Raw genomic sequence first — 26,279 nt, 5'->3', positions numbered from 1 at the left:
AGCCGGAGATCGACGTGGCTACGCCCGCGATCCTACACCACGCAATGGGACACGATCCACGCGACCACTTTTTGCCGTTTGTGGAGCACAATTCTACCACCGATTGCAGACGCTGCGTGCCTGTGCAAAATGGTTGGATGAGCTGGCTGAAAAAAGACGATGACCCGCAAACGCTTCAAGCGGCCCACTGGTCTGTTCAGCCGACCTGGGTAAAGCTCTTCACGATCTGCATCGGTTTGCCTGCTTGGGCATTTTTGATGATCGGTATCTTCGCTACTAACTTTGATGATGTTGCCATGAAAGTCGCTACTGGATTTTTTACCGCCACCGCATTGATACAGATTGTGTTCGTGTTTCAAGGTTACTGGAACATGGATATTTAGGTTTGCTTTTCATCACAAAGTTCCCGGAAGCCGACCATCTCGAAACCACCCGGCATCGTCGTTCCCTAGCCAACGAATTGCTTCGCGCCGCCGATCAGCCGCTGGTCCAGTCCCCGGCGGGCAAGCTGCCCGGAAACAGTCGACCATTTGTTGCTGTTCATGGTGAGCGCTAGACTTCCCGATAGCGGACCAACGCAAGCCACGTTAAATCCCATATATGGACCAAGCTCAGCTAGAAGTATGTCACCGGTATGGCACGAAATTTATGCCATCCGAGGAGACATATAAGCTGGGCATATCCGCGAGTGCCCTGCGCGGAGAATTGCCGCTCAATGGCCTGCGTCACCCACCAGAGAGCGGGACAACAGGTTGGTTCATCTGGTCAGGCGAATGGTCTGATGATCCCGACTTTTTCCAACCCTTGCATCTATATCACATGCCAGAACTCTGCCCTGCTGCTTTACCATTTTTGGCTTTGCCACCCGGATGGAGGTTCTTGGTTGCACCGGGGTATGAAGATGTCTGGTCCGATAATACTCTATTTAACACATGAACCCGACATTCCACTTCCCACCCCAAACCGCCACCCAACCCACAACCTACTTCTTCAACCGATATCCCGTCCGGAACATCCAGCCGATAATCCCCAGGCATAGCGTCAACATCCCGGCGATGAACAGCAGGCTGAACTCGATTCCCACGTCGCCGCGCCCGAAGAAGGTCCAGCGAAAGCCCGAGATCAGATAGACGATCGGATTGAACAAAGTGATCGTCCGCCATGGTTCAGCCAGCATGTGGATCGAATAAAAGGCCCCGCCCAGAAAGGTCATCGGCATGATGATGAGCAGCGGGATCACCTGCAACTGCTCAAAGCTCTGTGCCCAGATGCCGAGGATGAAGCCGAAGAGGCAAAAGCTGACCGCGATCAGGATCATGAAAGCCGCCATCGCCAGCGGATGGGCGACGGGCAGGTCCACGAACAGATGGGCGGTCAGGAAGATGATCGAGCCGACGATCAGCGATTTGGTCGCGGCCGCGCCGACATAGGCGATGATCGTTTCCACCGCCGAAACGGGCGCGGACAGCAGTTCGTAGATGGTGCCGGTGAATTTGGGCATGTAGATGCCGAAACTGGCGTTGAAGATGCTCTCCGTGAACATCGACATCATGATGAGGCCCGGCACGATGAAGGCGGCATAGGGAATGCCGTCGATTTGCGTCATGCGCGATCCGATGGCCCCGCCGAACACCACGAAATAAAGCGAGGTGGTGATCACCGGCACCAGCAATCCGGTCAGCCAGGTACGGCGGAAACGATGCAGCTCGAACTTGTAGATCGACCAGATCGCGCGATAGTTGAAGCCGCTCATGCCGCCTTCTCCTGATGGACCAGACTGACGAAAATATCCTCCAGGCTGCTCTGCTGCGTGTTGAGGTCCTTGTATCCGATGCCAAGGTCGCCCAGTTTGCGCAGCAGCGTGGATACGCCGGTGCGTTCCGCCTTGGTGTCGAACACATATTCGATCTCATGGCCGTCATTCTTCAGCGCCACATGCCATTCACCAAGCTCCGGTGGCACGGCAGCAAGCGGATCGCCGAGCGTCACGGTCAGCGTCTTCTTGCCCAGCTTCTTCATGAGCGTGGTCTTTTCCTCGACCAGCACCAGTTCGCCCTTGTTGATGACGCCCACCCGGTCGGCCATTTCCTCGGCCTCCTCGATATAATGGGTGGTGAGGATGATGGTGACGCCGGTCAGACGCAGTTCGCCGATCAGCTTCCACATGTCGCGGCGCAGTTCCACGTCGACGCCCGCCGTGGGTTCGTCGAGGAACAGGACGCGCGGCTCATGCGACAGCGCCTTGGCGATCATCACGCGGCGCTTCATGCCCCCGGACAGTTCCAATATCTTGTTGTTGCGCTTGTCCCAGAGCGACAGGTCGCGCAGCACCTTCTCGATATAGGCGTCGTTGCGCGGCTTGCCGAACAGGCCGCGGGAAAAGGTGACGGTGTCGATCACCCGCTCGAACTGGTCGGTCGACAGTTCCTGCGGCACAAGTCCGATGGCGGAGCGCGACCCCCGGTAGCCGGTGATGATGTCATGCCCCGCGACCGTCACCCTGCCCCCGCTAGGGCGGACATTGCCGCAGACGATGGAGATCATCGTCGTCTTGCCGGCGCCGTTCGGCCCCAGCAGAGCGAAAATCTCCCCCTCCTCTATTTCCAGATCGACGCCTTTAAGCGCCTGAAAACCCGAAGCATAGCTTTTGGTCAGGCCGGTAATGCTCATGATGGACGCCATGCGCGGCTGTGCCCCCTTTGACTGAGCGGCAAAGATAGGATGCCGCCGCCGGGACGCAACCGCGCGGCTATTCGCCCTTGCGGAAAAAGCGGAAAACGGTTGCGGGCGGGAAATTGCGGACCGTCTGACCGATACGCACCACATCCAGGTCCAGCGCGTCGAGAATGTCCCGGCTGACGGGCGGGCGCAGGGAATAGGTGAACTGGATGAAGCCCCCACCCGGCTGAAGCATCCGGAAGCTTTCCGACAGGATCTCCGCATGCATCTGCCGGTCCATCGCCAACAACGGCAGGCCGCTGATCACCGCCTGATAATCGCCCGGCGCACCGGCCGCGGAAGCGGAAACGGTCTGGGCCGGCGTTTCCAGCACCGACACCTGCGGAAAATGGCGGCGTAGCCCGCGCGCGAAAGCGGGATTGATCTCCACCACCTCCAGATGTTCAGGCGGCAGGCCTGTGCCCAGAATCGCACGGGTAAAGACTCCGGTGCCACCGCCGAGTTCCATCACCCGGCCGCCCTCTGGATCGATCCGTTCGACCATCAGCCGCGCGAGATAGCGGCTGCTGGGCACGACCGAGGCGGTCTGGCGCGGCTTTTTCACCCAGGCGGCCAGGAAATCCAGATATTCGCTCGCCCGGGCGCGGAACTCATTGTTCGGCAAGGTGATCGCGCGGCTGCGCTTTGACTTGTGCATGAGCGAAGTGCGACCATTTCGTGACATGACGACTCCCTTAGCGGGCAGGAAGAGCGACGTCGATTGGCTTTACGCTTTCAAGGTTTCGATACGTTCCTGCAACCATGAAGCGACGGCCCCGATCCGGGGCAGTTTTTTCAGATCACCATGCGTCACCAGCCAGAAACTGCGCGTGATCTCCACCTTTTCGGCCATCACCGGCATCAGGGCAGAATCGCGCCCGGCAATGAAATCCGGCAACACGCCGATCCCCGCCCCTTCCGTGATGATCCGGTGCTGCATATTGATGCTGGTGGCGCGCAGATCGGCCTCCAGCCCCGCTTCCACCTCGTCCAGATAGTCGAGTTCAGGCGAGAAGATGAATTCCGGCACATAACCGACCAGCACATGATCGCTCAGCTCTTCACTGCTTTTCGGGGTGCCCGCCCGCGCCAGATAGTCGGGCGACGCGTAGAGATGCAGCCGGTAATCCCCCATCCGCCGCACCGACAGCCGCCCCCGCTGCGGCCGCGCGAGCATGACCGCCATGTCCGCCTCACGCTTCGAGGGGTTGAGGAAGCCCGAGGCGGTGATGAGGTCCAGCCGGATGCCGGGGTGACGGCGGCTGAAATCGGCCAGGCCCGGCGCCAGCACCCATGTCCCGAAGCCCTCGGCCACCGAGAGCCGCACCTGTCCGCTCAGATGATGCTCCTGGCCGGTCGCATCCTCCATCGCCGCGAGGGCCGCGCTTTCGATGCTCTCCGCATGGCGCAGCAGCGCTTGACCGCGAATGGTCAGCGTCCGCTCCCCGGCCCCGACTTCGAACAGTTCGGGACCAAGACTCTGCTCCAGCCGGGCAAGCCGTCGCGCGATCGTCGTCGCATCGATGCCCAGGGCGCGCGCCGCCGGCGCGATCTTGCGCGTGCGCGCCACCGCCAGAAACACCCTCAGATCATCCCAATCGAACATCCGCCGCCCACGCCCATCTGCAAAATTGCGGCCATGCTATGCAGAACTACGTTGTTGCGTGCAATTCCGCATCTTATCTAGGGAAGATATCGCACCGATATCAGGGAGAGCATGTGAGCCAGTTCGATCTCACCGAGGACCAGTTGGCCATTGCGGAGATGGCGCGGCGGTTCACCGCCGATGCGATCACGCCTTATGCGGCGGAATGGGACGAAAAGCATATCTTCCCCCGCGACACGATCCGCGCGGCGGCGGAGCTGGGCTTTGGCGGCATCTATGTGTCGGAGGAAGCGGGCGGCATCGGCCTTGGCCGGCTGGAGGCGGCGCTGATCATGGAGGCGATGGCCTATGGCTGTCCGTCGACCAGCGCCTTCATCTCGATCCACAATATGGCGGCCTGGATGATCGACCGCTTCGGTTCGCAGGCGGTGAAGGACAAATATCTCCCCTCCATGGTGCCGATGGAGCGGATCGGCAGCTATTGCCTGACCGAAGCGGGGTCCGGGTCCGACGCGGCGGCGCTCAAGACCAAAGCGGTCAGGGACGGCGACCATTATGTCGTCACCGGCTCCAAGCAGTTCATCTCGGGCGGCGGGGAGAATGAAATCTATGTCGTCATGGTCCGCACCGGCGACGAAGGCCCCAAGGGCATATCCTGCCTCGTCATCGAAAAGGACATGCCCGGCGTCAGCTTCGGCGCGCAGGAACGCAAGCTTGGCTGGCATTCGCAACCCACGGCGCAGGTCAATTTCGACGGCGTTCGCGTGCCGGTGGAAAATCTGGTCGGTGCGGAGGGCGAAGGCTTCCGCATCGCAATGATGGGGCTGGACGGCGGGCGGCTCAATATCGGCGCCTGCTCGCTGGGCGGGGCGCAGCGCTGCATCGACGAAGCGCTCTCCTATAGCAAGGACCGCAAGCAGTTCGGCCAGAGCATCGCGGATTTCCAGAACAGCCAGTTCATGCTGGCGGATATGGAGACGGAATTGCAGGCCGCGCGCACCCTGCTCTACGCGGCGGCGGTCAAGGTGACGGAAAATGCGCCCGACAAGACGCGCTTTGCCGCCATGGCCAAGCGGCTGGCGACCGACACCGGCTCATCCGTGGTCGACCGGGCGCTGCAACTGCATGGCGGCTATGGCTATCTGATGGACTATCCGATCGAACGCTTCTGGCGTGATTTGCGCGTGCATTCCATCCTGGAAGGCACCAATCAGGTCATGCGCATGATCATCGCCCGTGACATGCTGCGGCAATGAGCGCGGGAGACAATATGACTGATCAGCTTCTGATTTCCATCGACAATGGCGTGGGGCGCATCCGGCTGAACCGGCCCAGGGCGATCCACGCGCTAACCACGGAGATGTGCAGCGCCATCATCGACGCGCTGCTGGCGTGGCGGACGGATGAGAGCATCGTTGCCGTGATGCTCGACCATGCGGAGGGTCGCGGTTTTTGCGCGGGCGGCGACATTGCCATGATCGCCAGCAGCGCCAAGGGCGACTGCTCCGAGGCCGAGCGGTTCTTCTTCACCGAATATCGGATGAACCATCTGCTGTTCGTCTATGAAAAGCCGATCGTCGCCTTCATCGACGGCATCGTCATGGGCGGCGGCGTGGGGATTTCCGATCCGGCCCGCTATCGCGTCGCGACAGAGCGGACCACCTATGCCATGCCGGAAACGGGCATCGGCCTGTTCCCCGATGTCGGCGGCGGCTGGTTCCTGCCGCGCATGCCGGGACGGACCGGGGCGTGGCTCGCCACCACCGGCGCGCGGATCAAGGGCGCCGATTGCGCCGCCATTGGCATTGCGACCCATTATATGGCGTCGGACAAGCTGGAGGCGGTGAAAGCGCGGATCATCGCCGATCCCTATGGCCTGTCGGAAATTCTGGACGAGATGGCGGACGTCCCGCCGCCCTCCGATTGGGAAGCGCATCGGGAGCAGATCGACCGGCTGTTCGCTTCGGACCGTTATGAGGACATTCTCGCCGCGCTGGAAGCGGACGGTTCGGATTGGGCGCGGGCGCAGCTTGCCACCCTCGCCACCAAGTCGCCGCAGACCATCAAGGTCGCGTTGCGCCAGATGGTGGAAGGCGCCGCCTTCACGGATTTTGCCGACAATATGCGCAACGAATATCGCATCGGCCATCATGTCATCCGTCGCCCCGATTTCATCGAAGGCGTGCGCGCGGTGATCTTCGACAAGGACAATGCGCCCCGCTGGAACCCGGCGCGACCGGAGGATGTGACGGACGAACTGGTCGACAGTCTGTTCGCGCCCCTGCCCCCGGAAAAGGAATGGACGCCGCTGCCTGAATTACGGGGCTGAAAGACAAGAGGAGTGCCTGAAATGAGCCAGACCATCGCCTTTATCGGCCTGGGCAATATGGGCGGTGGCATGGCCGCCAATCTGCTGAAGAATGGTTTTGCCGTGCGCGCCTTCGACCTGTCGGAGGAAGCGCTGGCCAAGGCCGTCGAGGCCGGAGCCGCCCGCTGCGCAAGTGCGACGGAAGCGGTAACGGGCGCGGATGCGGTCGTGACCATGCTGCCCGCAGGCAAGCATGTCGAGAGCGTCTATACGGGCGATGTGTTCGGCGCGGCCAAGGCGGGCGCTCTGTTCCTCGACTGCTCGACCATTGATGTCGCAACCGCGCGCCGCGTCGAGGATGCCGCCGCCGCCAAAGGCTTCGAAATGGTCGATGCGCCGGTGTCGGGCGGCATTGCGGCGGCCAATGGCGGTACGCTGACCTTCATGGTCGGCGGTTCGGATCAGGCTTTCGGCCGGGCCAAGCCGATATTGTCGGCCATGGGCAAGGCGGTGATCCATGCCGGCGGCGCGGGCAATGGGCAGGCGGCCAAGATCTGCAACAATATGCTGCTCGGCGCGACCATGGTGGCGACTTGCGAAAGTTTCGCCATGGCCAAGAAGCTCGGCCTCGACCCGCAGACCTTCTACGATATTTCCAGCGTGTCCTCGGGACAAAGCTGGTCGATGACCAGCTATTGCCCGGTGCCGGGCGTCGGGCCGCAAAGCCCTTCGGATAATGGCTATCAGGGCGGCTTTGCCGTGGGACTGATGCTGAAGGACCTGAAACTGGCCAGCGAAGCGGCAGCATCGGTCGGCGCGAGCGTGCCGATGGGCAATGCGGCGGAGGCGCTCTATCAACTGCTCGCCAATCGCGGCGAAGCGGCACGCGACTTTTCGTTGATGATCGAGATGCTTGAGGGGAAATGACCCTCTGATCGGTTCGGCCCGGAGCCATTTCCAGAGAGGAAATGGCTCCAAGACGAAGCCTTATTCGGCCGCGACCGCCTCGAAATCCGCCTCGGCCAGGAATTTCTCCACATCCAGCGCCGCCATGCAGCCCATGCCGGCTGCCGTCACCGCCTGACGGTAGATCTTGTCGCTGACGTCACCCGCCGCGAACACGCCGGGAATGGCGGTCCTTGTCGTGCCCTTCTCGACCAACAGATAGCCCTCATCCATCGGCAGCTTGTCGACGAACAGTTCCGTGGCGGGCTGATGGCCGATGGCAACGAACGCGCCATCCGTCTCGATATGCGATTTGTGGCCCGTCACCGTGTCGATCAGGTCGACCCCGACCAGCCCTTCCGGATTGCCACCGCCGACAAAGCGTTCGACCGCCTGATTCCACAGTATCTTGATGTTCGGATGGGCGAACAGGCGCTGCTGCAAGATCTTCTCCGCTCGCAGCGAGTCGCGACGATGGATCAGCGTGACGTCGTGGCTGTGGTTGGTGAGGTAGAGCGCTTCCTCGACCGCCGTATTGCCGCCGCCGATCACCACCACCTTCTTGCCGCGATAGAAGAAGCCGTCGCATGTCGCGCAGGCCGAAACGCCCTTGCCCTGCAACAGTTGTTCGCCTTCCGCGCCGAGCCACTTGGCCTGCGCGCCTGTCGCGATCACCAGACTGTCGGCATAATAGACCGTCCCGCTATCGCCCTTCAGACGGAAGGGCCGCTCCGACAGATCGACGTCCACGATCTGGTCGTACATCATCTGCGCGCCGACATGTTCGGCCTGCGCCTGCATCTGCTCCATCAGCCAGGGGCCCTGGATGACGTCGCGGAAGCCGGGATAATTTTCAACGTCGGTGGTGATGGTCAGCTGCCCACCCGGCTGCATGCCCTGCACCACGATCGGCGCCAGACCCGCGCGCGCGCCGTAAATGGCGGCAGACAGGCCGGCGGGGCCGGAACCGAGGATCAGCATGCGGGTCGAGTGGGTGGCGGTCATGAAAATCTTTCCGGCTACGATTCGTCTGTCGCGATGAGATAGGCCGCCATCCCGCCCGCGCAAGCCATGGATTTGCTTGGACGGCGAGAAGCTGGGATTCAGTCGATCACATTGGGCAGGTCTTCAAACCCCTTGCGCAGCGCGGCCGACCAGCCGTGGGAGAGGAGTTGAAACTCCTCATTATCCGCCTCGATCCGGGTGCGGACACGAAAGTCGAACTGATCCCGCTCGATCACCGTCAGGTCCAGCGGCATCCCCACCGACAGGTTGGAGCGCAGGGTCGAATCCATCGACAACAGCACCGCCTTGGCCGCATCTTCCAGACTGGTTTCGCGCTGGATGATGCGATCCAAGATCGGCTTGCCATATTTATGCTCACCGATCTGGAAGAAGGGCGTGTCCTCGGTCGCCTCGATGAAATTGCCCGCCGAATAGATGAGGTAGAGCCGCGGCTTGCCGCCCTTGCGTTGCCCGGCGATCAGGATCGAGGCATCCGCCCCCGATCCCTGCATCTCGATGGTGCTGCGATAGCGCCCCTGCATGGCGCACATCGCGTCCCCCACAATCTGCGCAACGCGGTGCATGGTCGGGCAATTGAGGATCGTTTCGATCTCCGGATCGAGCGCCGCGTCCTTGATCGCCCGGCCCAGCATCGCTTTCACCCCCTGCGTGATCGACAGATTGCCCGAACACATCATGGTGATCGCGCGCTCACCCGGCACGCTGTAGGTGAAGCTCTTCCGGAAACGCGCGATATTGTCCATTCCCGCATTGGTGCGGGTATCGGACAGCATGACCAGCCCCTGATCAACGCGCACCGCGACGCAATAAGTCATCGCCCGAAGGCCCTCTCAATCGTTCAACCCCGCGTGGTGGCCTGCGCACTTTGTTGTTGTTGCCGTTGCAACTGTCGCTGTTCCACACCTTCCTCCGCCTGCGCGATCCGGACGTCCGCGTCAATCCGGATATCGCCTGCCACGGTGACCGATCCCCGGATCGGCGCCGCCGCATCCGCATCCAGGCCGCTGGCGACGCGCAGATAGCGTTCCGTCACGGAGACCCGGTTCGACGGATCGAAGCCGACCCAGCCGAGTTCCGGCACCAACGCCTCCGCCCAGCCATGGGTTTCATGCAGCACATCGCCTTCATCCGCGAGCAGATAACCCGACACATAGCGCGCCGGAATCCCCAGCGCCCGCGCCCCGGCAATGAAAATCTGCGCATGATCCTGACACACGCCGGCGCCCAGCGCGAACGCCTCTGCCGCCGTGGTGGCGGCGGTCGTCACGCCGCTGCGATAATCGACCGCGTCGCGCAATGCCGCCGACAGCGCGTGGAGCCGGGCAAGCACTCCATCCCCCTCCGGCAGCGCGCGCGCCATGTCCCGGATCGCCGCCGACGCCCCGGTCAGCCGCGTCTCCCGCAGAAAATAACGCGGGTTCACGGCAGTGCGCGGCCAGCCGAGAACGCCATGGCTCTCCCTTGTTTCGACCAGCCCCTCGGCCACGATCACGGCATGATCCATCCGGTCATGCCGGACCCAGATCGCCTCCATTTCCCCAAAGCCGTTGGGGCCAAAACGCGTCAGCACGTCGCCGTTCACGCTGACCTGCCAGTCCAGCACCTTTTGCGCGGGCGTATCGACCGGCATCAGCTTCAACCGCATCGCCACCCGCCCGGCCGCGACCTGATAACGGTAGATCGTCTGATGGCGGACAAGCAGTTTCATTCCCTGCCCCCTTCAGCCGAAATGATAGGCCTGGGCGATTTCCGCCCCCAGCCGGTTGGTGGTCATGAGGCCGTTCTGCACCGTTTCATGCAGGCCCACGCGGAAAATCTCGCCACTGTCGAGCTGCTCCAGATCCGCCACCATCTCGCGCACGGTATCATGGCAGGACGCCCGCGCATCATGCCACCCCGCCAGCCGGTTCAGGCGATAGGCAAGCTGGTCGTAGCAATAGGCGACGCTGCGCGGAAAAAGCCGGTTGAGCATCAGGAAATCGGTGATCTGCCAGGGCGTGTAGGTGCCGCCATAAATATGGTGAAAGGCCCGCGCGCCCGACAGGGCGTACAGCACCGACGTCCATTGATAATGATCGCGATTGCCGCCCACCACCTCGGTTTCGGGCAGCAGCACATAATATTTGACGTCCAGCAGCCGCAGCGTCATCTGCGCCCGCTCCAGCGCCGACCCGGTGCGCAGGAAGTCATGCCCCTCATTGCGGAGCTGCCCCGAATGGGCCGCGCCGCGGAAGGTCATCACCCGCGTCTTCACCCAGTCGATCAGCGCCGGAAGCTGTTGCCGCGCCTCCGCCACATCATAGCTGTCGAGTTTGCGCCAACCCTCGTTTAGTGCCTCCCACATGTCCTGCGTCAGCATGGTGCGCGCCGACTTGGCGTTGGCGCGGGCTTTCAGCAGACAGGAGCGGATGGAGGAGGGATTGTCGAGGTCCAGCATCAGGAACGCGATCGCATCGCTCTCCGTCACCTGTCCGCCTTCGGGGAAATGGTTGAGCGCCCCCGTCGCCCGCACCACCGACCGCCACTCGTCGCGATGATGCGCTCCGGGCAGGATCGCCATGCGCTGCCCCATGGTCAGCAGGCGGGCTGTGGCCTCGGCACGCTCCATATAGCGTGCCATCCAGAAGAGATTTTCGGCGGTCCGGCTCAGCATCCGATCAGTCCTGCAATACCCAGGTGTCCTTGACCCCGCCGCCCTGGCTGGAGTTCACGACGAGCGACCCTTCGGTCAGCGCCACGCGGGTCAAACCGCCCGGCACCAGCCTGATCTGCTTGCCCACCAGGCAATAGGGCCGGAAATCCGCATGACGCCCGACCACCGCCGCCGGGCCAAGGGTCGGCACCGTCGACAGGTCCAGCGTCGGCTGGGCAATGAATTCATGCGGATTGGCCTTGATCCGCTCGGCATAGGCGGCAACCTCGTCCCTGGTGGACTTGGGACCGATCAACATGCCGTAGCCGCCCGAGCCATGGACTTCCTTGGCCACCAGTTCGTACAGATTTTCCAGCACATAGGTGCGTTCATCCGGTTTCGAACATTGCCAGGTCTGGATATTGTCCAGGATCGGCTGCTCCCCCAGATAGAAGCGGATCATCTCCGGCACGTAGATATAGACGGCCTTGTCGTCCGCGATCCCCGATCCCGGCGCCGACGCCAGCGTCACCCCGCCATTGCGATAGACGTTGAAGATGCCCGGCACGCCCAGCAGGCTGTCGGGCCGGAACACCAGCGGATCGATATATTCGTCATCGATGCGGCGATAGATGACGTCCACCGCCTTTGGCCCCAGCGTGGTCTTCATCCAGACCCGATCCTCGTCGACGAACAGGTCGGCAGGCTCCACCAGTTCCACGCCCATCAGATCGGCCAGGAAGCTGTGCTCATAATAGGCACTGTTGAGCGACCCCGGCGTCAGCACCACGACCACCGGATCGCCCTTGCAGGCCGGCGGCGCGACTTCTTTCAGACTTTTCAGCAACTCCGCTGGATAATCGTCGACCGGCGCCACCATCCCCTGCTCGAACAGTTCGGGGAACATGCGCGTCATGATCTCGCGATTTTCGAGCATGTAGGACACGCCGGAGGGCGTGCGGCAATTATCCTCCAACACTTCGAACCGCGTCGGCCCGGTGCGGACGATGTCGATGCCGACGATATGGCTGTACACCTTCCCCGGTGGCGTGAAATCGGCCATTTCCGGGAGATAGGCGTTGTTCCGGTAAACGATGTCCGCGGGCATGATCCCCGCCTTCACAATCTCCCCGCGATGATAGACATCATGCAGAAAGGCGTTCAGCGCCCGCGCCCGCTGGCGAATGCCCCTGTCGAGCACGCGCCATTCCTGCCCCGTGAAGATGCGCGGCAACAGATCGAAGGGGATCAGGCGTTCCGGGTCCCCACCCTCGCCATAGACGGCGAAGGTGATCCCGATCCGCCGGAAAATCGCCTCTGCCTCATCCATTCGACGATTGAGCCCGGCTATACCCGTTCGTTCCACCCAATTCTGCACTTCCGCATAGCAGGGGCGTATCGAACCATCAGGCTCAAACATTTCATGGAAGGGCAACGTGTCGATCCTCCCTCAGCCAAAAGCTGGTTGTGCGTTGCAACATTAGTGCAACAGGGACGAACGAATGCAAGCGGAAAATCCGCAACAGCCAATCAGGCAGGCCGTTCAAGGAGTAGCGATTTGCGTCCGGCGCGAACGCTCCCGACGGGAGCCGATCGCGCCGTGCACGCCTCACCGAATCAGCATCGGCTCTTGCTGCCGATTTCCTTGCCGATCAGCGCCCCTGCGCCGGCGCCGATAATGGTGCCAGGCAAGCGGTCGCCGTAACGATCGACCGAGCGGCCGAGCAAAGCCCCCGCACCCGCGCCGATGATGGCGCCTGTCGTGCCGCTGGTCCGGCACCCGCGATGCGCATAACGTGGGCGATCATCGCGATAATAGCGGCGATCATCATAGACGCGCCGCCGTTCATACCGGCCGCCATCATAGTCGCGACCATGCTTGTACCAGCCGCGATGCAAGCCGTTATCATGCGCCAGTGCAACCGAGGGCACGGCGCCGCACAACGCAGCCGCCAAACTCAGCGCCAAAGTGATGTTCTTGATCCTCATGACAGTCTCCCTGATCCGTTATGGGGCTATGGCTGTCTCAATTTGGCCTTTACCTGAATGAGCGGTTTAGCTGACGTTCAGCTTGACCCGCAGGGCGGCAGCCGCCCTCCTCCAGCCCGCCCGGACGCTGCACATGTGTCGATGAGGATGAGGGGCATGCTGCACCACACAAGCTTTACAGGGTGCAAAAACGGCCGGCCAGCTTACAGTTATTTGTAAACCGTGCTTTTCTGGCGATTCCAAATGCTTGAAAAATGGTAGCGGAGGAGGGACTTGAACCCCCGACACGCGGATTATGATTCCGCAATCCCAACTCTAACGACGCAACGAAAACGGCAGAAATCTGCCGTGTCGCGCTAGGTAGTTCAGAAAGGCCTTGGGGTCAATGACACAAATAATGACACAATTTATGTTCGACCATGACATCCGAAACAGCACCAGTCGGCTGGTCACTTCTCACAAGGAACCCCGCGTCGCCTCTCAATAGCGATCAACAGACCAACCCAAGCGCGGTATCTCACTCTCCCGCTGAGCCATAGCTACGTCACGCTTCAATCGCCATGCCGCGACCGGTCATCGCCCCGCCCTCAATGCGCCACCCTGACTCCCTGACTGGCTCACACCGACGAACGCTTCGTCCATCCAGCTCTCGGAACAACTGACGGGACGGCGATTCTCTGTGAGTTCCTTGGTCACCGCGTCAGCATCGAGACCGCGCTGGCTTATCTGAATGATCGAAATTTTAGCGCGGGAGCCTTTCGGCACGGGATCAAATCCGAGCGACGCAATGTAGGGACGCGGCTTGTCTTCATCGGAAAGGATAAGGGCGGCGCTGGCCCGACCATTGGCTGGGAGCGGGGCGAATTCCGGGCGGAGTGGCAACATGAGGTCGTCGCGTCCGGCCCTTGGCGCATAGCAACCGATCCGGGAGAATTTACTCGCAAGCAATTTCAGAGCGTCTTGACGCGACAGGTTCTGTACCACGCCAGGCAAGCCAACCCAGGCGCGGGTAGCATCGTCCGCCACCACGATCTTGATCTGCTCAGCAAAGGGATCGAGCACCGCCGAGGGATATGATTCGCCTGACGCGGGCACTGGCGACTGGGCGATGAAGCCAAGCATAGTCATCGCGTCATGCATGTCCTTGAGATTCGCAACGCTAATCTGCGGGACCCGGTCCTCGATCGTCACGCCCGCTCTTGCCAAATTGGCACGGGCCACGGAGCCGAAGCATGTCAGCTTGTCAATATTGCCCGAAACGCCCGGCTGCGGCGATTGCCTGGCCATAGCCCAAAGATACAAATCAGCATCGACGTCGGAAAGGTCCAACTGGCGCAGGGCGGGTCGGGCTACCAAGCATGCGCTATCAAATGCCGAAACATCAGCTGCCTTCAGCAGGGTCTGCAGCATGTTGGTATCAAGAGCAGCGCTTATAGTACGCAGACCGCTTCCACCGCCTCCAGCCCCAGGAATCGGCGTCGCCGCCAACACTTCGTCAGATGTGATAGGGTGTACGGGGTCGAAAAATTGGCCCTCACGATAAAGTGTCGCCTGATAGTCTAGCGCTATAACATAGCCACCCTGAATGGCCGTCGGGGGCGTTGTGGGCAATGGCGGGAAGCCAAGGTAGACAAAGACCTTGTTGCCTCGGCTTCCCGATGCGGGCACGCCATCAAAAAGAATTGGCACTGCTGTCTCGACATTTTCCGTCAATGCCTTGATCGTTTCGGTCTTTCCATTGGGCGTTACCGCACCGACGATGGGGCCGAGACCGGCACTCACAGCAGTGGCAAAAAGGTTGAGTCCCTTCCAAACCTGATCGATCCTGTTTTTATCGGGATCCAGATGATAGGCCGATCGAAGCACCACATTCAGGGACTGGCTGTAGACCTTATTCTCGCTGCTGATGGGGATCGGGAAGGACAGAGATTCCATGGCTGCTGCATCGCCCGCTTGCGAGCCAGCAACGACAACGTTGCAACTTTTCTCTTCGGGATTTTCAACCCGAATGAGACGGATCTCCCTCGGAGTCCTTTCGATATTGTCCTTCAGGAGGGTCATGGACGCGGTGATGCTCCACAGCCCCTTGCTGCTAAACACCTTGTTATAAAGACCGCTCTCAGCGCTACGCCATTTTTTGAATTCGGAATTGGACGGGAACTGGCTTCGAGGACATTGGCCGACATTGGTGAGGCCGACGCCCGTGAAACGAAGGCGATAATAGCCGGCCTTGATCCGACCCTGCTCGTCTCGGGAAGGCTGAATCCCCTCGGCAGAGCCGAGTTCCACGACGCGCCCCGCAAGACCCTTGCGCAATGTGGTCTCGCCATATTGTCCCTGAGCGCAGGCATAACCAGGCAGGCCTAGTGCACCAAGCGCCAGGATGAGCGCTATTCTCGAATAAGACATTATTTCCCCTCAAATGACGGGCGCATCGGTGACTGATCTCACGGACGCGCAGTCAGACAATTCTCCGCTGTATCTGCATCACCCAGCAAAGCCTCGAGGTGCTCGCGCTGCGCCTGGAGCCCCTCATTTGTGAAGGGGCGTTCAGCCTTGAGCTCCGGAAACAAGATGGTGGTGACCGCGCTCCCGATTTCATAGCTCTGATAGGGGGCGAAAGAGTCAGGCGTCATTCCGCGCAGTAGCCGATGGAGGGCGATCGACCCCTCGCCCAGTTCGAAGCTGTTCCCTGTATCAGCGACGATCGCCACGACAGTCCGCCGCTGACCTGCAATCGTTGCACGAACGAGTGCCAAAGACCCCATCGCTTTACCTCCCTGATCGAACCGACCGTCGGGCGGCAAAGTGATATAAGGAATCTGGTCGGAGTCGACCCAGTTTGCCACGTTACAGGATTTTTGATTCAAGACATTTGGCAGCGCGGTGGTGGAAATGAAGAAATTTTTGAAAGGGCCGCTCTGCTGAACACAAGGACGATAACGTCCATCCTTTGGATCTTCATGTTCGATGGCATACCATTTAATGGTGTATTCTGGAGAGATCTTCCAGCCACTGTCACGCGTAGGCTGATAATATTGCGTGATGAAGTGACAGTTTGGTTGTGTTTCTGCGGACAGGATTTCACCGGATTTCAGTTTCACGCTGAGCGCATTGCAAAGCCTGTTGTACGCTTGCACAGCCCCCGGAGCATCACGGCCATATTGGTTGTAACTCCGTGGCGATCCATCGGTGTTGACACGCAATTTGTTCGTATAGACCAGACTGCTTGCCGGCCCCATCTGGACGGATACGGGATGCGCCTTCTTCGTGATCCCCGCCTTCGATTTAACCTTGACCGTCTCGTTGAAAGTGAAACCCGTCTTTAAGGGGCATTCTGTTGCCTGCAGCGGTGTGCCGGCGAGCAACAGCGTTGCGGTGACCGTCACGAGTACAGTGTCCCAGCGATAAATGTTCATCTCGAATCCTTCCCCCAAAGACCGATTCACAAATTCATCTTAGACCGGCGCCGACCAGTGACAATACAGTTTGAACATGATCTTCACCGGGGCTCAAGACACCCTTACTCGTTTCAAAAGCGATTGCCGTCACGCTCGCCGTCATAATCCCACTGTTGCTTGTTTCCGGCATCATCTCACGCCGTGATCGCACAGTAGGAAAAGCACGAAGCCATCCAGCGTCATTCGAATAAATCGCACCGATCGAAATCAGCCGATCCTGAAATCGAGATGTGGAGGAGCCCCTCTTCCAAGCCAACGGACTGGACCGGCGAAGGCGAGTCCTCACCAGAGCGCGCGGGAATCGAGCCATTGCTCCACGTCAGAAAGCTTAAAACGCGGCCGGCGAATTTGCCCGTAACCGACATCATATTCCGTCGGGAAACCCGCAGGTCGGCTTTGGCGATAGCGATCGAGCGTTCTTCGCGAGATTCGCGCCATCGATGCAAACTCCTCCACGGTGACGAAATGGGTCGGCGGAGGAGTGGACGGACCTTTTCTCATGGCCTGCCCCCCTCGCCTGAAGAACCACGCACAGTCTGGGTGGCCGCGAAGATGGTACTGCCAAACCGCATCTTCATATGGGCCGCCACGCTTTGAGCGTAGCGGCGTCGCCGCCAGTCGGTTGGGCTATGATAGACCCCGACCGCCTTCCAATAGTCGCGCGTCGCCGAAAGTGCCGACAGAAAGATCCACCTCGCCGCCTGCACATTGAAGCATGGATCATGAGCGAGCCATGTCCGCACCTGAGCCGGCGGCCGGTCGACCATCACGGCCAGTTTGGGAATCCAGAAGCTGTTGACCTGGAGTGGCCCCAGATCATGCGAGCCATTGCTGTTGAGGATTTCAGCCCCGATCCATCCGGCCTCCTGGTCCCGCAGCCCCCAGAGCGTTCGTACCAACCATGTTCGGCCATCTGCGGCCTGCCGGATGCACTGACCCACGCGAATTTCATGATCCCTCGGAAGCCGGGGTCTCGCATGGGCAGGTTGGACCAAACATAGCAAAAGCAGGAATGGGATGCGGGTCCCAAGCCGATCAGCGATCATGGGAGCCTCCCCGGTCCTGAACTTCGTTGCGAATCGGCTCGGGTGTCGGTGCCTTTGCTTCCGATCGACTTGGCTGTGGATCGCGATCCGAAGCGCTCCGATTTCGTTCAAGAAGGTTTACGAGCCACTGATCCAGGTAGCGCGCCGCCGATTGAGCCCTGCCCGCAAGGAGCGCTGCAATTCCGTCCGGTTCCTTGGCCGTCCGTTCCGCCCGCTCTGCTGCCAGCCGCGCCCTACGGGCTTCGCGATCTCCAAGCTGCTGCTCGCGCAACCTCTCCAGCCGCTCACCATGCTGCCTTGCTCGTCCCTTGATGGAACTCCGGTCAAGGCGCCCGAGCCCCTCCAGAGAGGAGGTCTTTTCCCCAGACTTCTGGGTGAGTTTCTCGGCGAGCCGCTCTGGGTCCTCGGTCCAGAGCTTCACACCAAATTGGGCGCGGGTGATGGCTGTGTAATAATTCTGACCGGTGACCAGCGGGGAATTGACCGGCGCTAGGACATAGACCCGATCATAGGTCTTCGACTGAGCCGCATAAATGGTCTCGGCATAGCCGTGGTCCCAGGTCCGGTGCTGGGACAGGTCGACCTCCTGCACCTTTCCGTCGCGGTCCCAACGAATTGAAGCGATCGGCCCTTCAAGGCGCTCGACCGTTCCCCGTTCGGCATTCTTCAGACCAAGTTCGTGGTTCACCAGCCGCCACTGAATCCGGTCGCCAGCTGCGAGAACGCGGTCTTCCTCCCTGAACACGTTGATCTGCGACGCTCGCCCGAGTCGCAGATCCCACTGGATCGTCCTTCCATTCTCGTCGGAGAGGCTGACCCTCTGCCGACCGCGCGAGTCGCGAGACAGGCCCATGACCTTATATGGGGCATCGCGGGCAATCCCGAGGCCGGCATTGTCACGGGCAAAGGTCACGACCTGTCCGCGAGCATAGAAGCGGGCGAAATTTTTCTCCTGATCGGTCATGCCGGACGGGGCCAATATCGAGAGCCGCGCATCTTCAGCGGCGATAGCCCCTTCCGTCTTGAGAGCCTCACGGACCTTGGAGTTGACGATCAGCCGGGTGGCATTTTCCAGGACGAGGATGTTCGTGCGGTCCCTGCTGCGAGAACTCAGCCGCGTCCATTCCTCCACCAGCCCCGCCGCAAGTTTGTCGCTTGATGCGCCGCTCACGATCTTGTCGAGATGCCCGATCGAATCTGCGTAATTGCCAAGACGGGCCTGCGCTACCGCGGCCAGCATGGCGTCATTCCGCTGGCGGACCGGCTCGGTGAGTTCCACCGTTGGAAGTCCCAGACGCTGCATCAGCCAAAAGGGCTTACCCTGCTGGATGGCGCCGGTCTGGCGATTGTCACCGAGCATAATGATGCGGGCACCAGTGAGCCGACTTATTTCCAACAGGCGGATCGCCTGCCGGTTACCCAACTGCCCTGCCTCGTCGACCACGAGCGTGTGTTGGTCATCAAGGCCACGACCACCCCCGGCGATCAGACTCGCGACGGTTCGCGATTCGATCTTCGCCTTCTTCCCCAGTTCGGCCGCCGCTGACGATGTCGGAGCGAGGGCGACCAGAATCACGTCCGGGCCGGCGGCGTGCTTCAGGGAGGCAATCAGCGTCGACTTACCCGATCCCGCGACCCCATGCACGCCGATCACCCGATCCTCGCTGGTCCCCAGATGCAGGAGGCCCGCGCGCTGCCCGGCATTGAGGTCATGCGCCTTTGCCTGCTCGACGAGTCGCGCCTGTGTCGCGAGCGGCTTGGCGTCACCAATGGCCAGGGCAAGGTGATCCGAGAAGGCAAGCTCCAGCCGCGCGGTTCGGCGAGTCGTGCGGCCTTGGGTGTGGATTTCATCTCCTGTCTGGTGCCGGGTCGCCAGGAGCTTTCGCCGCGCTTCATGCTCATGTGCCAGGGGACGAATGTCGCTCAGGCGGACCTCCCCGACATGGGACGCCAGGGCAACCCGGAGCAGCCGGCCCAGATTATTGACCGCCTCCCTTCCCTCTGACTGCCGCAGACCGAACAGCATGGAGCGCGCCGCCAGCTGGGTAGGAACATCAAGCGTCCGGTCACCGATCTTCTCCGCCGCCAGTCGCGTCTCTTCGACCGCCTGCTCATGTTTGCCGAGGCGGACATGCCACTGGTCATGAAGGGTCTCGAGCGAGACTTTCTCCTTCGGCCCCCGGGTAGCGTAGAAGGACAGGCGGCGAGCCGCCTGTCCGGTGAGGCCGTGCTCTTTGGCGTGGGCCTCGATCTGCTGCGCGCGCTGCGACATGTCCGCCATCAGGTCACGGGGCACGCCCCTGATTTCGAACAGCCCCTTTCGCGGATCGAACTCCACGCCGTAGCCGCGCTCGCGCAGAAGATGCGCCAGCTCGTTGCGATAGATCTGCCCAGCCACCATCTGCTCGGCATACATGGCCCTGGTTTCAAGGCTGGTGAATCGCTGCCCTACCCCCTCATTGGTGAGGTTCATCACCACGACATGGGTATGGAGATGGGGGTCGAGTTCGCGCGAGGCATGTTCGGTGAAGCGCGCGAAGAGAAGGCGTCCGGTCGTGCGCTCGGTGATCTCGCCGTTAACGCGCGCCCTCGTCGCGGCATGCTCTTCTATCCAGGAAAGGGCAGTTCCCACCGCCTGCTCATGAGCGTCGATGATGCGCCGGTCACCGGCAACGAGCGCCATGATCGACACCGACTTGGGGGCGTTCACGGCAAAGTCCCATCCGGGGTGATGCTGGATTTCCCCGTTGGCGCGATGTCGGCCGAGTTGCTGGTCCGCGACCTTCCCTTCCAGCAACGCCGCGAAGATGCCACCGTCCACCTTCCCTTCGAGACCGAGGTCTCGCGCGATGGCCCCACCCCATTCGCTATGTTCGTCGGCGCCCTTCGTATAATAGTCGCCCACCGTATAGTAGCGGGCGATATTGGCGGGTGTGCCTTTGAGGCGGCGGGGATGGATCATGCCGGCCTCGCTGAGTTACGGTGGCCGTTGCGCCGGCCATGCTGCCGGAGACGGAAGCCGGCAGGTTTGCCGAAGAGTTCAAGCTGGGGGACTGCGGGCGATTCGCCCGGTCCGGTGCCAGCTGGATGAGCCGTCGGCTCTGCCTGATCGTTGTCCTTCCCGGAATGTGCTTCGGGACGCGGCAGGAGTGGCAGTTCCGCCCCCTCGGGTGCGGTTCGTGGCTTGCGGGATTTCGCCTTCGGCGCGGCTGCCCGGGGAGATCGCGGTGGCTCGGGCGGCGCACTCGCTGGCGTTGGCGCGCCTCCGTCCAGCCTAACGGGTGGAGCTGTTCGTTCCTCGAAAGCGGTGGCGATGGAGGCAACCTTGTTGAACCGATCCTCGAAACGAACGACCGGCAGGCTCCTTCCGAATCGCAGATAGCCAGCCAGATTGGGAAGGTTCGTCACCTCCGTGTGCATCACCAGCGGACGGGTCACCTGCATGCGCGAAAGGTTCACCCCATCGCGCATGTCGTTGACGCCGTAAGACATGCCCTCATTGGCCTCGACCTGCTCGACCTGACCCAGATTCTCGCTGACATGCTTCGCGGTCGGCGTGTCGTTGGCGCGCAGTGCGACCCAGGTCGAACAATAGCCGGTGATGGCGGCGGCATCCTGAATACCGTAGGTCGCCTCGAGCTGCGGATAGCTCTGGAAGCCGAGGACACCGCAGCCGCCATATTTCCGGGCACGGGCAAGAAAGTCCGATAGCGAAGGTAGCTTCTGGAGCGTAGGAAGTTCGTCGACCACGCAATAGAGGCGGCGGTTGCGGTCGGGCGTCATGCTCATGATCGCACTGATCGCGATGTCGAGCCATACTGTTATGAGGGGCCGCAGCGATGGCAGCTGATCCGACTTCACGGTGATGAACAGCCAGCTGTCGTCCTTCTCGTGCTCGACCCAGTCACGGATGGAAAGCCCGTCCGCAGTGTCGTCAAGATAGGAAAAGCTGCGCATCACCGAGGCGAGTTCCGCCTGGACACCGGCCGAGGTGCGCTCCCCTTCCGGGCTGATGAAGGCAGCGGCTTCCGTCCCGTCGACGAAGGTGGCGAGATCCTTGAGCTTCGAGCGCAGCAGGATATCGAGGAGGACCGAAATGAGCGGCCGCTCTTGCCGGGCAAGTTTGCGCAACACCGCGACGAGCGTTCCTCTCGCGGCCTTTGCCCAGAAGGGATCACCTGCCTTGTCCGGGATCGTGGACTCCGCGATCTGGTCATAATGATAGTCGCGCGGAACATCGACCCAGGGCGACCAGCAGTCGGAACGGGCATCTAGCGGATTGAGCAGAACATCGATCCCGGGCCGGTAGAATTTCTCCACAAAGGTGCCGGCGGTGTCATAGACGATCGCCCGCCGCCTGCGCTGCCGGATCCCTTCAAGCATCTTTACGATGAGGTTCGTCTTCCCCGTCCCGGGGGCCCCGCAGATGAGAATATGTTCCGGCTCGAAGATGTCCGGCACATTCACGCCGCCGATATCGAAGCTACCCTTGGCATGCCGCCAGAGCGCGCGGCGGACCTGGCGGACCGTGCCGAACCGCGCCCCGCGCAGGAACTGGTTGGAGCCCAGCCCCCTCCCCGTCCGGGTGAAGTAGAACCAGGCCCAGAAAAGCATGAGGAGGGCGAAGGCGCCGGAGATAAGCGCCCCGTGGATCAGATAGGTCTCGAAGGCACCGAGCGTTTTATGGGCGATGCCCGACTCGATGAGAGCCTTGGGGTTCGTCCAATATTGTTGCCCATCGGGCGTCCTGAAGAGGATCGGCGTGACATTGCCGGGGACCGCGTCCCCCATGATCGTCGCCTGCCCGATCTTCAGAAGGACGAACCGTTCATAATCGGTGGACGCCTCACAGGCATACCAGATGATGCCGCCGATCCAGATGACGAACCCTGCAAGGCACGTCTGGTAGAAGACCTGCGTCGTCATCCGCACATTGTGAACGATGGCCTGCCCGCCCCTGGTCCAGGAACCGAGCGTATCATGGCGGAAGATACTCATGGCCGGTCCTCCCCGGCTTCGAGCAATCCCCTGTCGCGGAGGAGACGGCGTGCCTCGACCAGCCCCTTCTGGAGGAGTTCGGGCGAACGCTCACCGACCGATGTCGCGAGAATGGCGAAGGCCTGAATGACCGTCGCATGGAGTTCGTCGAAGCGGGCGTGATAACCGGTCGGGTCCGCGCCATCGAACCTGTCCAATATGTCGCGACAATAACTCGCCGTACCCACGCCAGCGCCGCGCGCCTGCCTGACAAGGCGCGCATAGAGGTCGTCATCTATTCGGATTGTAATACGTGCCACGTGCCGGACTCCTTATCCGACACGCGAAAACAGTGATGAAGCACAGCCCTGATAGCCTAATTATGCCGCAAACTCAATAGTTTATGAAAACTGCCGGTGGCAGCCACAAAGTGCCAAGCCAGATCAGCGACTTAGCCGTTCCCCGCTCAGCTGATGGCTGCCGCCGGCTGCCGACCTGTGCCAAAATGGCTGCCAACTTGTGCCAGCGAAAAGCCGCGGAAAAGCTGGAGTTTCAGGCCCGCAGCACCCGTGCGTACGGTGCATTACAAACGCCCAAGGGCGTGCGTCCCCTCTTCGCAGCGCGCTTGTCCGCTGCGCCGACCTCGTGCCGGAAGGCGCGGGTCCCTTCGTGAGAGGCAAGCCCCATCCTCACGCCCGCCCCTTCCCCGCCTGATCGGCAAAAGCCGCCATTCTGGCCGCGATCCTTCTTGCCGCGTCCGACGCCCCTGCTACCATCGTGAGTGGCGGACCGACCTTCCTGAGTAGAAGGTGTCATCATGCCCAAATTGACGGACCGCGAACGACTAGCTGAACTGGAGCAGCGCAAGCGCAAGATCGCCGAGGAGATAGAGCAGACCCGCGTCGCGCTGCGCGGCAAATATGCGGCCATCATCTCCGAACTGGAGGTGGAGTTGCTGACCGAGCGGGATTTTCGGGACCTCATAAGCCTCGCGATCAAGGCCGGGTCCACGGCCTCGCTTCAGGCCCTCAAGGCGCTGCCGCCCCGACCATCCTGAAGTCGAGACGTTCCCCTCGCCATGACGATCATGGGGGTTCGATGCCCCCATGATCGTGTCTCGAACCGGGAAGGGCCGGAGGGCCGTGCTGGCCCTCCCCTTAGGATCAGAGTTCGTCGATGAGCGCGCCCGGTACGGTGTGGACGATCCGCTCGATGAGCATCGGGGGCAGCTCGGTATAATCCCCCTCGTCGATGGCGACATAGCCCTGCTCGCCATCCTCCAGGACATGCTGATCGTAATAGCTGCATGCCGCTCGACGGTGGGCGGTTTGGAGTGCGGCAAGAAAGGCGCTGTGGTTGTAAGCGGCGTTCGTCTGCATGGGAGCCTCCTTCATGTCGAAAAGACGGGAGGCCTCGCGTCGGGCCGGCGAGCACGGGTCAAGGAGCGCCGGCGCAGCCGGTGACCGCGCAGCGGGCGGTGGGGGAACCGATTTAGTTGCCGCCGCTGCCGCGCGAAGCGTAGCGGCGGCGGCGGCTAAATTGGGGGGACCACCGATCCTTGAGGCGGGTGAAGGCGGTCTGGCACAATGGGAAGTCTGTGAGAGAGTTTGGATGTTGGCCGGGGCCGGTCGAGGCGTAGCGCCGCGCGGACCGGCCGGGCCGCGCGACACGCGAGCGAGCCGGACCGGTGGCCCCTCTTTCAAGGATGTCGCCCGCAAGGACAGCAATATTCATCGATGCCGGTGAGCGAACAGATGCCCGGCCCATAGTCGGCATCCGCCTCGTCATCACCATATCCGAGCGCGGCAGCAATCGCGGCGGCCTCGCTCCGTAAATCGGGATCAACCGCGTTCAGAATGGGTTCGGCTGCGGCGTTGAAGCGCCGGACATAGAGATCATAAGAGAGGCCGCAGCCGCGCTGCGCCTCGGCGGCGGCGCGTTCAAGCTGCGCCCGGATAGTCGAAAGTGGGTTCTCGCGATGGGCGTCGGCGCCAATGGAATTTTGGGTCATGTCAGATTCCGATGCTGGGATTATTGGGGGAGAAATCGGGATCGCGGATGCGACCCCGATTTCGTCGTTGGGATTTCAGATCATCGCTACCGGCCACCCTTGCCGATCATGTCGGGATCAAAGCCGGGTGGTAGCGGATGGGGCGCTTGGGCCAGTTTCGCTTGCGCCGTGATGATAGACCCTGTGCGCCGCGACCAATCGGACCAGACGGAGATCGGCGTCAGGCTGTTGAACGCGATGTCCCGCTCGATCCTGAGACCGAAAGGAAGTCGGATGGCCGCAATCTCCATCAGGCTGAAATAGCCCAGTTCAGGACAACCAAAGCCAAGGTCCGCGAGTCCGAACATGGAATCGCCATCCTCGCAAAGCTCCGTTACAAGCCACGTCGCCGCGCCCATGGGGTTGAAGAATTTGACCAGCGGGGCCGGGTCCAGTTCCCTTCTCCCCTCTGCCTGCGCTGCGCGCCGTGCGGCGGTGTTCGCTTCAAGGGCCGCGATATGCTGGGGTTCAAGGAGGATCATGCCAGCCTCCCTTCGGTGGCTATCCCATCCTCCCCCTGATCGGGTGCCGGAAGGAAGCCGAGCAGATAGTCGGCGGCCTTGCTGGCCAGACTGGCGGCGCGGAAGATGGCACGGGAATCTTCTCTGAGGACCCCCAGCCACGCCCCCAGATAATCGCTATGCCGCACGGTCGGGGCGATCCCCAATTCGGCGCATAAAAAAGCGCTGATTAATTCGGCACATAGCTCCTCCCTCGCATAGTCGGGCGAGCCAAATCCGGTCTTTGGGAGGCGGTCGAGGCGCTTGGGGTGGCCCGAAAAATGACCGAGCTCATGCAGAACTGTCCGGTACCAGTTTATCGGCTCATAATAGACTTCGGGCGGTGGCACGCAGATGTGATCGGTCGCGGGGGCGTAATAGGCATCGCTGCCGCCAATCCTGATTTCCGCGCCGGTCGCCGCGATCAGGGCCTCGGCGCGGGGGATCAGAACCGCTTCATTATGGGTGGTGATCCTGTCTGTCGAATCGTCGGGAAGCCCCTCGCATTGGTCGACATTGAAGATCGTGAAGCGCTTGAGGAAAGCAATCTGCCGGGGGTTATCGCCATCCGGCTCGCGGGCATCATCGCCATTTTTCGGTGTGAACTTGTCGGCATAGCAGACGGTTGTGCCCTGCTCTCCCTTGCGGACATGGCCCCCCATGGCGACCGCCTGACGATAGGTCAGCCAGCGCTGCGAATGATAGCCACGCTCGAAAAGGGTGTGCCACAATATGAGAATGTTGATGCCTGAGTAGCGCCGATCGGTTCCGGCGTTGCGGGGAAGGCCGAGCGGCGCCCTGCCGTCATCCCAAGGCTTGACCCAAGGCAGGGTTCCCGCCTCCAGTTCTGCAATGATCCGGTCCGTCACCTCGCTGTAGAGGGTGGAACCGGTATGATGATCTTTGTCATGATATCCCATTTTCCTTACTCCCTTCGCGCACCGGCCGCCGGAGTGGCGGGGGTGGGCGGCAGGAGCGAACCGGCAGGCCCACCGCATGAGGCGGGCAGCACCCGAAGGGC

26 protein-coding genes are annotated in these 26,279 nt (G+C 61.5%); 5 read left to right on the top strand and 21 right to left on the bottom strand.

Annotated elements, in window-relative coordinates:
* Positions 1 to 14: 14 nt before the first annotated feature.
* Positions 15 to 383: a hypothetical protein gene (locus HUK73_RS04005; protein WP_176590746.1), complete on the top strand. Its 369-nt coding sequence runs from the start codon at positions 15 to 17 to the stop codon at positions 381 to 383.
* Positions 384 to 982: 599 nt separating this feature from the next.
* Here HUK73_RS04005 and HUK73_RS04000 read toward each other — a convergent pair.
* From HUK73_RS04000 to HUK73_RS03985, 4 genes are all read right to left on the bottom strand, one after another.
* The gene (locus HUK73_RS04000) at positions 983 to 1,753 is read right to left on the bottom strand and encodes an ABC transporter permease (protein ID WP_176590745.1); all 771 of its coding nucleotides are present in this window, start codon (positions 1,751 to 1,753) and stop codon (positions 983 to 985) included.
* Positions 1,750 to 2,682 (bottom strand): ABC transporter ATP-binding protein, encoded by a 933-nt coding sequence (locus HUK73_RS03995; RefSeq protein WP_176590744.1) that lies wholly within the window; start codon positions 2,680 to 2,682, stop codon positions 1,750 to 1,752. Before HUK73_RS03995 ends, HUK73_RS04000 begins: the two co-directional genes overlap by 4 nt.
* 67 nt (positions 2,683 to 2,749) lie before the next feature.
* Positions 2,750 to 3,403 carry a class I SAM-dependent methyltransferase gene (locus HUK73_RS03990; RefSeq protein WP_176590743.1) on the bottom strand — a complete coding sequence of 218 codons (654 nt, stop codon included), beginning with the start codon at positions 3,401 to 3,403 and terminating at the stop codon, positions 2,750 to 2,752.
* A 42-nt stretch (positions 3,404 to 3,445) separates the two neighbouring features.
* Complete coding sequence (locus tag HUK73_RS03985) at positions 3,446 to 4,324, bottom strand: LysR family transcriptional regulator (protein WP_176590742.1); 879 nt, start codon at positions 4,322 to 4,324, stop codon at positions 3,446 to 3,448.
* A 113-nt stretch (positions 4,325 to 4,437) separates the two neighbouring features.
* Between HUK73_RS03985 and HUK73_RS03980 the strand changes: the two genes are divergently transcribed.
* Genes HUK73_RS03980 through mmsB form a run of 3 tightly spaced genes read left to right on the top strand, consistent with a single transcriptional unit; the run spans position 4,438 to position 7,559 of the window.
* Positions 4,438 to 5,580, top strand: coding sequence for an acyl-CoA dehydrogenase family protein (locus tag HUK73_RS03980; protein ID WP_176590741.1), 1,143 nt, complete (start codon positions 4,438 to 4,440; stop codon positions 5,578 to 5,580).
* A 14-nt stretch (positions 5,581 to 5,594) separates the two neighbouring features.
* A complete protein-coding gene (locus tag HUK73_RS03975; protein WP_176590740.1) occupies positions 5,595 to 6,653 on the top strand; it encodes an enoyl-CoA hydratase/isomerase family protein in 1,059 nt (352 codons plus the stop codon).
* Positions 6,654 to 6,674: 21 nt separating this feature from the next.
* Positions 6,675 to 7,559, top strand: coding sequence for a 3-hydroxyisobutyrate dehydrogenase (gene mmsB, locus HUK73_RS03970; protein ID WP_176590739.1), 885 nt, complete (start codon positions 6,675 to 6,677; stop codon positions 7,557 to 7,559).
* Positions 7,560 to 7,619: 60 nt separating this feature from the next.
* Here the strand turns inward: mmsB and trxB are convergent, their stop codons facing one another.
* From trxB to HUK73_RS03905, 13 genes are all read right to left on the bottom strand, one after another.
* A complete protein-coding gene (gene trxB / locus HUK73_RS03965; protein WP_176590738.1) occupies positions 7,620 to 8,582 on the bottom strand; it encodes a thioredoxin-disulfide reductase in 963 nt (320 codons plus the stop codon).
* A gap of 98 nt (positions 8,583 to 8,680) precedes the next feature.
* The gene (locus tag HUK73_RS03960) at positions 8,681 to 9,418 is read right to left on the bottom strand and encodes a peptidase (RefSeq protein WP_176590737.1); all 738 of its coding nucleotides are present in this window, start codon (positions 9,416 to 9,418) and stop codon (positions 8,681 to 8,683) included.
* 23 nt (positions 9,419 to 9,441) lie between these two features.
* Entirely contained in the window at positions 9,442 to 10,311 is an 870-nt protein-coding gene (locus HUK73_RS03955; protein ID WP_176590736.1) for a transglutaminase family protein, read from the bottom strand.
* A gap of 12 nt (positions 10,312 to 10,323) precedes the next feature.
* A complete protein-coding gene (locus tag HUK73_RS03950; protein WP_176590735.1) occupies positions 10,324 to 11,256 on the bottom strand; it encodes an alpha-E domain-containing protein in 933 nt (310 codons plus the stop codon).
* 4 nt (positions 11,257 to 11,260) lie between these two features.
* Positions 11,261 to 12,670, bottom strand: coding sequence for a circularly permuted type 2 ATP-grasp protein (locus HUK73_RS03945; protein ID WP_176590734.1), 1,410 nt, complete (start codon positions 12,668 to 12,670; stop codon positions 11,261 to 11,263).
* A gap of 182 nt (positions 12,671 to 12,852) precedes the next feature.
* Positions 12,853 to 13,224 (bottom strand): glycine zipper 2TM domain-containing protein, encoded by a 372-nt coding sequence (locus tag HUK73_RS03940; protein ID WP_176590733.1) that lies wholly within the window; start codon positions 13,222 to 13,224, stop codon positions 12,853 to 12,855.
* A 573-nt stretch (positions 13,225 to 13,797) separates the two neighbouring features.
* A complete protein-coding gene (locus HUK73_RS03935) occupies positions 13,798 to 15,633 on the bottom strand; it encodes a hypothetical protein (protein ID WP_176590732.1) in 1,836 nt (611 codons plus the stop codon).
* Positions 15,634 to 15,671: 38 nt separating this feature from the next.
* On the bottom strand, positions 15,672 to 16,643 hold the full coding sequence (locus HUK73_RS03930) for a glycoside hydrolase family 75 protein (protein WP_176590731.1): 972 nt from the start codon (positions 16,641 to 16,643) through the stop codon (positions 15,672 to 15,674).
* A gap of 324 nt (positions 16,644 to 16,967) precedes the next feature.
* Positions 16,968 to 17,186, bottom strand: coding sequence for an AlpA family transcriptional regulator (locus HUK73_RS03925; RefSeq protein ID WP_176590730.1), 219 nt, complete (start codon positions 17,184 to 17,186; stop codon positions 16,968 to 16,970).
* Entirely contained in the window at positions 17,183 to 17,626 is a 444-nt protein-coding gene (locus HUK73_RS03920; protein ID WP_369805429.1) for a lytic transglycosylase domain-containing protein, read from the bottom strand. The genes HUK73_RS03925 and HUK73_RS03920 overlap by 4 nt, the downstream gene beginning before the upstream one ends.
* A gap of 94 nt (positions 17,627 to 17,720) precedes the next feature.
* Positions 17,721 to 20,693, bottom strand: coding sequence for a MobF family relaxase (gene mobF, locus HUK73_RS03915; RefSeq protein WP_176590728.1), 2,973 nt, complete (start codon positions 20,691 to 20,693; stop codon positions 17,721 to 17,723).
* Complete coding sequence (locus tag HUK73_RS03910) at positions 20,690 to 22,729, bottom strand: type IV secretion system DNA-binding domain-containing protein (RefSeq protein WP_176590727.1); 2,040 nt, start codon at positions 22,727 to 22,729, stop codon at positions 20,690 to 20,692. Before HUK73_RS03910 ends, mobF begins: the two co-directional genes overlap by 4 nt.
* Entirely contained in the window at positions 22,726 to 23,028 is a 303-nt protein-coding gene (locus HUK73_RS03905) for a hypothetical protein (protein WP_176590726.1), read from the bottom strand. Before HUK73_RS03905 ends, HUK73_RS03910 begins: the two co-directional genes overlap by 4 nt.
* A 497-nt stretch (positions 23,029 to 23,525) precedes the next feature.
* Between HUK73_RS03905 and HUK73_RS03900 the strand changes: the two genes are divergently transcribed.
* On the top strand, positions 23,526 to 23,765 hold the full coding sequence (locus HUK73_RS03900; RefSeq protein ID WP_176590725.1) for a hypothetical protein: 240 nt from the start codon (positions 23,526 to 23,528) through the stop codon (positions 23,763 to 23,765).
* A 106-nt stretch (positions 23,766 to 23,871) separates the two neighbouring features.
* Here the strand turns inward: HUK73_RS03900 and HUK73_RS03895 are convergent, their stop codons facing one another.
* The 4 genes from HUK73_RS03895 to HUK73_RS03880 all read right to left on the bottom strand — a co-directional run bounded on the left by HUK73_RS03895 (position 23,872) and on the right by HUK73_RS03880 (position 26,178).
* A complete protein-coding gene (locus tag HUK73_RS03895) occupies positions 23,872 to 24,087 on the bottom strand; it encodes a hypothetical protein (protein WP_176590724.1) in 216 nt (71 codons plus the stop codon).
* A 320-nt stretch (positions 24,088 to 24,407) separates the two neighbouring features.
* Positions 24,408 to 24,719 (bottom strand): hypothetical protein, encoded by a 312-nt coding sequence (locus tag HUK73_RS03890; protein ID WP_176590723.1) that lies wholly within the window; start codon positions 24,717 to 24,719, stop codon positions 24,408 to 24,410.
* Between the two features lie 86 nt (positions 24,720 to 24,805).
* Positions 24,806 to 25,240, bottom strand: coding sequence for a DUF2958 domain-containing protein (locus HUK73_RS03885; protein WP_176590722.1), 435 nt, complete (start codon positions 25,238 to 25,240; stop codon positions 24,806 to 24,808).
* Positions 25,237 to 26,178 (bottom strand): ArdC family protein, encoded by a 942-nt coding sequence (locus HUK73_RS03880; protein WP_176590721.1) that lies wholly within the window; start codon positions 26,176 to 26,178, stop codon positions 25,237 to 25,239. The genes HUK73_RS03885 and HUK73_RS03880 overlap by 4 nt, the downstream gene beginning before the upstream one ends.
* Positions 26,179 to 26,279 lie beyond the last annotated feature (101 nt).

Origin of the sequence: Sphingobium sp. EM0848 (assembly GCF_013375555.1) — a bacterium.
Lineage (GTDB): Bacteria > Pseudomonadota > Alphaproteobacteria > Sphingomonadales > Sphingomonadaceae > Sphingobium.
The sequence above is the reverse complement of the archived record's forward strand: the minus strand, read 5'-3'. Positions and strand labels throughout refer to the sequence as shown.